The organism is Vibrio sp. 1078-1 (assembly GCF_033340475.1).
In genome coordinates this window covers 1-500 of the sequence record NZ_JAWOWM010001000.1, presented here as the reverse complement: position 1 = coordinate 500, position 500 = coordinate 1, and the positions used below count along the sequence as shown (strand labels likewise).

The 500-nt window shown below is 51.4% G+C and carries 1 pseudogene; it reads right to left on the bottom strand.

The features are described from left to right. Positions 1–500, bottom strand: a pseudogene (locus R7190_RS31290) (hypothetical protein); the annotation flags it as partial.

Here is a 500-nt window from a genome sequence, read left to right as displayed (position 1 = left end):
TTGACTTTCTGGTAAACAAGGTTGGTGTTGAGCTGATGCTCACGACAGAACTGAGCAATGTTGCTGTAGGTCCTGTCCAGATAGGTGAAGGGTTTCCCTTTACCTTTTTTCTTGGCGAGGATGAGCTTCCACTCATCATTGGAGAGTTTGTCTGCGGCCTTCCCGGTGTCCGCAATGCGCCTACGCACCGTTACCGGATCAAGTCCATGTGCTCTGGCTATGCTGGCAACGCAGTTGAACTTCCGACCGTCAATCATGACAGTAGGCAAATCACCAGCGGCAGCCTCCTTGAATCGGAAACCTCTGTAACCTGGTTTGAAGATCCCAGGAGCAAGTTGCTCACGGAACTCGATTGCTTGTTCTGACCTGACAAACTTGCTGTCGATTTTGCCGAGCATGTACTTAGCCCGAGCGATTACCTGGTAAAGCGTCTTCTCCAGGAGCATGGCGTCAGCAGCTCGACTCGGAAGACCTATGTCGTCTTCTTGCTCGATACCCAA